The sequence below is a fragment of the Nocardioides sp. genome (genome assembly GCF_035547795.1).
GTDB lineage: Bacteria > Actinomycetota > Actinomycetes > Propionibacteriales > Nocardioidaceae > Nocardioides.
Genome location: NZ_DASZUF010000184.1, coordinates 1 through 6,480, shown reverse-complemented (window position 1 = coordinate 6,480; position 6,480 = coordinate 1). Strand labels below are relative to the sequence as shown.

Annotated in this window: 11 protein-coding genes; 7 read left to right on the top strand and 4 right to left on the bottom strand. The window is 72.8% G+C overall.

The features are described 5' to 3' along the window. The coding region (locus tag VHA72_RS13795) for a PH domain-containing protein (RefSeq protein WP_325576166.1) at positions 1-191 on the top strand (191 nt) is incomplete at its 5' end. Positions 192-195: 4 nt separating this feature from the next. Here the strand turns inward: VHA72_RS13795 and VHA72_RS13790 are convergent. From VHA72_RS13790 to VHA72_RS13775, 4 genes are read right to left on the bottom strand one after another with little or no spacing between them, the layout of a single operon-like run. Further along, on the bottom strand, positions 196-1,101 hold the full coding sequence (locus VHA72_RS13790) for an aldose 1-epimerase family protein (protein WP_325576164.1): 906 nt from the start codon (positions 1,099-1,101) through the stop codon (positions 196-198). 10 nt (positions 1,102-1,111) lie between these two features. Continuing rightward, complete coding sequence (locus VHA72_RS13785) at positions 1,112-1,654, bottom strand: nucleoside/nucleotide kinase family protein (protein ID WP_325576162.1); 543 nt, start codon at positions 1,652-1,654, stop codon at positions 1,112-1,114. Beyond that, positions 1,638-2,858, bottom strand: a complete 1,221-nt coding sequence (locus tag VHA72_RS13780) for an amino acid deaminase/aldolase (RefSeq protein ID WP_325576160.1) — start codon at positions 2,856-2,858, stop codon at positions 1,638-1,640. Before VHA72_RS13780 ends, VHA72_RS13785 begins: the two co-directional genes overlap by 17 nt. Then, entirely contained in the window at positions 2,855-3,295 is a 441-nt protein-coding gene (locus tag VHA72_RS13775; RefSeq protein WP_325576158.1) for a hypothetical protein, read from the bottom strand. Before VHA72_RS13775 ends, VHA72_RS13780 begins: the two co-directional genes overlap by 4 nt. 37 nt (positions 3,296-3,332) lie before the next feature. Here VHA72_RS13775 and VHA72_RS13770 point away from each other — a divergent pair, with 37 nt between their 5' ends. From VHA72_RS13770 to VHA72_RS13745, 6 genes are all read left to right on the top strand, one after another. Further along, positions 3,333-3,848 carry an SseB family protein gene (locus VHA72_RS13770; protein WP_325576156.1) on the top strand — a complete coding sequence of 172 codons (516 nt, stop codon included), beginning with the start codon at positions 3,333-3,335 and terminating at the stop codon, positions 3,846-3,848. 230 nt (positions 3,849-4,078) lie between these two features. Next, positions 4,079-4,804 carry a translation initiation factor IF-3 gene (infC, locus tag VHA72_RS13765; RefSeq protein WP_325576154.1) on the top strand — a complete coding sequence of 242 codons (726 nt, stop codon included), beginning with the start codon at positions 4,079-4,081 and terminating at the stop codon, positions 4,802-4,804. Positions 4,805-4,832: 28 nt separating this feature from the next. Continuing rightward, on the top strand, positions 4,833-5,027 hold the full coding sequence (rpmI, locus tag VHA72_RS13760) for a 50S ribosomal protein L35 (protein WP_325576152.1): 195 nt from the start codon (positions 4,833-4,835) through the stop codon (positions 5,025-5,027). Positions 5,028-5,073: 46 nt separating this feature from the next. Beyond that, complete coding sequence (rplT, locus tag VHA72_RS13755; protein WP_325576150.1) at positions 5,074-5,457, top strand: 50S ribosomal protein L20; 384 nt, start codon at positions 5,074-5,076, stop codon at positions 5,455-5,457. Between the two features lie 24 nt (positions 5,458-5,481). Beyond that, a complete protein-coding gene (locus tag VHA72_RS13750) occupies positions 5,482-6,282 on the top strand; it encodes a TrmH family RNA methyltransferase (protein WP_414689805.1) in 801 nt (266 codons plus the stop codon). A 9-nt stretch (positions 6,283-6,291) separates the two neighbouring features. Beyond that, positions 6,292-6,480: PAS domain-containing protein (locus VHA72_RS13745; RefSeq protein WP_325576146.1), on the top strand; the 189-nt coding region annotated here is incomplete at its 3' end.

Sequence of the window (6,480 nt, the reverse complement as noted above, 5' to 3'; positions counted from 1 at the left end):
ACAAGCGACGCGAGTTCGCGTGGGAGCAGGTCGTCGCCGCGCGGATGCCGCCGGGCGCGCCGTGGGTGACGCTCGACCTGGCCGACGGCACCGCGGTACCGGCGATGGGCATCCAGGCATCCGACGGTGGTCGGGCCCGCTTGGCGCTGCGCGAGCTGCGTGCCCTGATCGAGCGGCCGCCGGCGGACTGACCGGTCAGCGCCCGCGCAGCCCCCAGCGTGCGCTGAACGTCTCACCCGGCTGCAGCGTCACCAGGCCCTGCCCGGAGTTGAACGCGTCCACGGGGGCCGTCATCGGCTCGACGGCGATCGAGCGGCGCGGCGGCGTGCGATCGTCGGCGGTGTAGAGCATCAGCCAGCCGTGCGCGCGGTCCATCCACAGCTCGACCGTGCGCTCGCCGTTGCCGAGGGTGACGGTCGCGATGCCGGCCTGGTCGCGCGCCAGGTCGGTGAAGCAGGTGTCGAGGGACGTGTCGCCGATCGGGCGCGCCGTCCGGAAGTCGTACGCCGTCCCCTCGACCGGCTCGGCCCCGGTGGGCAACAGCCGCTCGGGGTCGCTGAGGATGCGGGTGGCGGCCGGCGCGTGCAGCGTCCAGCCGTCGATCCGCTCGCCGGTGTCGAGGGTGAGGTAGGGGTGCGCCCCGGCGGCGTACGGTGCGGCGGAGGACGAGACGTTGGTGGCGCGCTGGGTGACGACCAGGCCGTCGGTGCCGAGCTCGTAGACGACGCCGAGGTCGAGCGTCCACGGATAGCCGCTCTGCGCGACCAGCCGCAGCCCCAACTCCACCCGGTCCGCCGCTCGCTCGACGAGGTGCCACGCGGCCCAGCGGGCCAGGCCGTGCGAGGCGTTGTGCCGGGCCGGCTCGGAGAGCGGCAGCTGCTGGGTGGCGCCGGCGAAGATGTAGCGGCCGTCCCGGATCCGGTTGGGCCACGGCATCAGCAGCTGTCCGCGGCAGGCGGTGGACATCGCGTCCTCGCCGAACCCGTCGACCAGCGCGCGGCCGTCCCGTGACAGCAGCCGCAGGGTCGCGCCCGACTCGGTCACCGTCGCGGCGTAGCCGGCCGCGCTGATCTCGTACTGCTCGCCGCTGGGAGACACCATGGGCGGCACGCTAGCGGGCCGAGCCGGGCCAGATCACGTCGGCGGCCGCCCGCGTGTCCTCGCGGGCGAAGAGCGCCGCCTCGTCGCGCTGCCAGGCGGCGAGGTACGGCTCCACTGCCTCCCCGTCCCGAGCCCGCCAGCGGGCCAGCCGCACCTGGTCCGGGGCGTCGACCCAGACCAGCAGCGTCCGCAGTGAGGAGTACGCCGCCAGCCCGCTCCCGACGCCCTCCAGGATCAGCACCGGGGCCGGCTCGACGACGACCGTCTCGGCGTAGCGGCCCGCCGCCCAGTCGTAGCGCCGGTAGCTCCCGGCCTCGCCCCGGGCCAGCGGCAGCAGCAGCGGGTCGAGCTGGTCGCGCAGCCGGGGCAGGCCGTGCCAGCCGTCGTACAGGTCGTCGAGGTGGACCACGGTGGCGGGCACCAGCGCCCCGACCGCCGCGGCCAGGGTGGTCTTGCCCGAACCGGCGGGCCCGTCCAGGCACAGCAGCCGTCCGGTGCCGAGCGTGGGCGGCCGGGACAGCAGCAGCGAGACCAGCTCAGAAGGCGAGGCCATGGCCCCGGTACGTCGTGGCGGTGCCGACCAGCGCGTCTCCGGCGAGCAGGTGCGCGGTCGGCGTGTGCTCGAACAGCTCCCCGGACTTGGCGTGCCGGAACCACACCAGGTCGCCGATCCGGAGCCGGTCGGCGACCTCGCCGGTAAGCGGGGTCTGCACCTCGCCGGCGCCCTCCAGCGCGGTCAGGGAGAGCCCGGCGGGCGCCCACGGCGTCGGCAGCCGGTCCGGTCCGGCGGCACCCGAGGCGACCAGGCCGCCGCCGTGCACCGTGACGATCCCCGGACCGGGCCGCCGCGTCACCGGCAGTCCGAAGAAGGCCGCCGGACGCGGGACGAAGGACCGGTAGTGGTCGAAGAGCGTCGGCACCAGCAGTCCCGATCCGGCGGTCACCTCGGTCACCACCGGGTCGGCCGCCGAGGTCTCCATTGACCCGGACCCGCCGGCGTTCCAGAACTCCAGGCGGGTCAGCCCGCGCAGCGCGGCGACGATCCGGGCGCGGCGGTGGGCCAACTGCGACACCGACGCCGCCTTGACCCGGCGTACGGCGAAGGAGCGGGCGCGCTGTCCGGGGATGTCGTCCGCCATCCCGGCGACCTGGCCCTCGTAGGTCATCGCGCCGACCAGCCGGAAGCCGGGCCGGGCCACGACCTCGCGAGCGAGCGCGAGCACGGCGTCGAGGTCGAGCAGCGGCGAGCGCTTGGGGCCGAGGTGGGTGCGGCCGGGCAGATGCAGCCCGGCGTCGATGTCGAGCGCCACCCGCACCTGCGCGGAGGCCGGGCCGGAGCCGCGCACCGCGTCGATGAGGTCGAGGTGCTCGACCGCGTCCACCATCAGGGTGATCCGCGCGGTCGCCGCCGGCGAGGCGACCAGCCGGGCGATCGCGCCGCGGTCGACGCTCGGGTAGGCGACCACGATGTCGTCGCTGATGGCGGCCTGCGCCAGCCACAGGGCCTCGGCCACGGTGTAGGCGAGCACGCCCTCGAAGCCCGGGTGGGCGAGGGCACGGGCGATCAGGTCGGGGACGCGCAGGGACTTCGACGCCACCCGGATCGGGGTGCCGCCGGCGCGCCGGGCCAGGTCGTCGGCGTTGGCGTCGAACGCGTCCAGGTCCACCACCATCAGCGGCGTGGGCAGCGGTTCGGGGTGAGCGGCGACGGCGGTGCTCAGCCGGCTCCAGAGCCGGTTGCGGTCGAGCGCGCTCACGAGATGCCGTGCTTGCGCAGGATCGCCTGGATGTCGTCGAGGTCGTCGCCGAGGCCCAGATCGGCCTCCGGTTGGCGGGAGCGCACCGCCCTCGGCTCGCCCTTCGACCGGCCCGGGCCGCTGCCCGAGTCCCGGCCGGAGCGCCCGCCGGGGAGCCGGCTCGAGACGCCGATCAGACCGATGCCGAGGACGGCCATGACCAGGCCCAGCCAGACGAACGGGTTCCAGACGAAGCCGACCGCCCAGTCGCCGACGGCGGTGCCGATCCGGCCAAGCAGGCGCAGCGTGTGGGTGAAGTACGCCGCCAGCGGCAGCAGTGTGATGCCGGCCCAGCGCACGGCCGCCGCGGCACCGTGTCGCTGGGCGCGGATCCAGGTCACGCAGCCCGACACCATGGTCAGGGCCAGCGCCAGTGCACCCCAGGCGACGTCGTCCATGCGTCCATCTTTCCACCCACTGGTTCACAATGGGGCCGTGGAACGACCCGACGCCGTCAACCAGCGCCGCCTCGCCGCCCCCGCCTTCCCCGGGGACGACGGCACCACCGCGCCTGCCGTGGCAGCGGCGCTCGAGGCCTACCGCGGCGACCGCTCGGCGTACTCCCTCGTGCTCGGCGCCCTCGCCGACGCCCGCCTGCTGGTGCCGGTGGTCGCGGTGCTCGGCGAGGTGGAGTACGACGAGCACGGGCTGGCCCACGACAAGACCAGCGACATGGCCACGGTGCTGCTCACCGGTCGCGACGGTCGCCAGGCGCTGCTGGCGTTCACCAGCATGGCGACCATGGCCGCCTGGCGAGCGGACGCCCGGCCGGTGCCGGTGCCCACCCGGGACGCCGCCCGGGCGGCGATGCAGGAGGAGGCCGCCGCGATCGTGGTCGACGTGGCCGGCCCGGTGACGGTGGCGATCGAGGGCGAGGACCTGGCGGCGCTGGCCCGCGGCTGGCAGCTGACCCGGGTGGGGGAGTCGACCGCGTGGGTCGCGCCCGGCTGAGTCAGGCCGCGCCGCCGCCGGATTGGGCGTCGTGCGGAATGTTCGGGTAGCCTTCGGTGTTGACCGATCCGTCGACACACGTCGGCTGATCCACAAGCGGAAGACAGCTGCATCGTCATCCCACCCGCATCGGCCGCCCTAGGTCGTCGGGTCCGGTCCCGAGACACGGGCTTGCCCGGGTCCCGAGGTGCGTACCACCGTGGTGGGGACGCTGTGACTGGCTCTCGCTTGTGACCGAGCGGGAGCCTTTCTCGTTTCATGCGACCACTGGAGGACACATCAGCACCGAGCTTCGTATCAACGACCGGATCCGGGTACCCGAGGTCCGCCTCGTTGGTCCCAACGGCGAGACCGTCGGCATCGTGCCGACCGGCGACGCACTGCGCCTTGCCCAGGAGGCCGACCTCGACCTCGTCGAGATCGCACCGATGGGCAAGCCCCCGGTCTGCAAGCTCATGGACTACGGGAAGTTCAAGTACGAGAACGCCCAGAAGGCCCGTGAGGCCCGTCGCAACCAGACGAACGTGATCATCAAGGAGATGAAGCTTCGTCCGAAGATCGACAGCCACGACTACGAGACCAAGAAGGGTCACGTGGTCCGGTTCCTCAAGGCCGGCGACAAGGTCAAGATCACCATCATGTTCCGCGGCCGGGAGCAGCACCGGCCCGAGCTGGGCTTCCGGCTGCTGCAGAAGCTGGCCGAGGACGTCCAGGAGCTGGGCTTCGTGGAGTCCGCCCCCAAGCAGGACGGCCGCAACATGGTGATGGTGCTTGGCCCGCACAAGAAGAAGGCCGACGCGAAGGTGGAGCAGCAGGCCGCCAAGGAGTCGAAGGCCGCCGAGCGTGCTGCGGAGGCCGCCGAGGAGCGCGCCGAGCGCGCCGCCCACGTCGGTCCGGTCGCCCAGAAGAAGGAGCGCGGCCGCTCCGAGAACCTCGATCCCGAGATCGACGCCTGAGTTTCAGGTTAGGAAAGAGAGAGCAGAGATGCCGAAGAACAAGAGCCACTCCGGTGCCGGCAAGCGCTTCCGCGTGACCGGCTCGGGGAAGATCCTTCGCGAGAAGGCGGGCAAGCGCCACAACCTCGAGAAGAAGGCCTCCAAGGTCACCCGCCGGATGACCGGCACCACCGAGGTCGCCAAGAACGACGTCCCGCGCGCCAAGAAGCTGCTGGGTCTCTGATCTTTCCCCGGGCGTAGCGCCCCTCTTCATCACCAAGGAGTCACCAATGGCACGCGTCAAGCGCGCAGTCAACGCCGCCAAGAAGCGTCGTACCACCCTCGAGCGGGCCTCCGGCTACCGCGGTCAGCGTTCGCGCCTGTACCGCAAGGCCAAGGAGCAGGTCACCCACTCGCTGGTCTACGCCTACAACGACCGCCGCAAGAACAAGGGCAACTTCCGTCGCCTGTGGATCCAGCGCATCAACGCCGCCGCGCGTGCGCAGGGCCTGACCTACAACCGCTTCATCCAGGGTCTCGGCCTGGCCGGCGTCGAGGTGGACCGCAAGATCCTGGCCGACCTGGCCGTCAACGACGTGGCCGCGTTCAACGCGCTGGTCGAGGTCGCCAAGAACGCGCTGCCGGCGGACGTCAACGCTCCGGTTTCCGCCTGATCGTCGGCCGTCGAGCCTGTCGAGATGCCGCTGACCGCTGGTAACACCAGGGTCAAGGAAGCTCGCAAGTTGAGCCGCCGCTCGGTACGCACCGAGCGGCGGCTCTTCCTTGCCGACGGCCCCAAGGCCGTGGAGGGCGCCCTCGGGGTGCCCGACCGCGTCGTCGAGGTGTTCGCCACGCCCGCCGCCGCGCAGGAGTACGCCGACCTGCTGGCCGCCGCGCCGGTCACGCTGGTCGACGACCGTGCGATCGCGTCGCTCTCCGACTCGGTCACCCCCGCCGGCCTGGTCGCGGTCTGCTCCTTCCTCCACGTCGAGTGGTCACATATCGCCGGTCGAGAGGTCACCTCCGGCGGGTCGAGTGGCCCCCGGCTGGTCGCGATCTGCGCGGACGTCCGCGATCCGGGCAACGCCGGCACCCTCATCCGCTGCGCGGACGCGGCCGGCGCCGATGCGGTCGTGCTGGCCGGCGACGCGGTCGACCTGTACAACCCCAAGACGATCCGAGCCAGTGTCGGCAGCGCGTTCCATCTTCCGATCGTGATCGAGCGCGACCCGGTGGCCGCCGTACGCGCGGCACGGGCGGCGGGCCTGGCCGTGCTGGCCGCGGACATGGCCGGCACGTCGGTCTTCGAGGCCGACGATCTGCTGGTCGGGCCGACCGCCTGGCTGTTCGGCAACGAGGCGTGGGGACTGCCCGACGCCCTGGCCGCCGAGGCGGACCACGTGGTCAGCATCCCGATCTTCGGTCGGGCCGAGAGCCTCAACCTCGCCACCGCGGCGGCGGTCTGCCTCTACGCCAGCGCACGGGCGCAGCGCGCCTAGGGTGGGACCGTGGATGCCCAGGAGCTCGCCGACGCGCTGCCCGACGGCGTCGTGGTCGCCGACCGCACCGGCACCGTCACCCTCGTCTCCGCCCCGGCGGCGCGCATGCTGGGCATCGAGGGCGGGGTCGGGCGGCCGCTGGGCGACGTCCTCCTGCTCCAGGACACCGAGGGCCGGGACTGGTGTGCGTTCAACCGG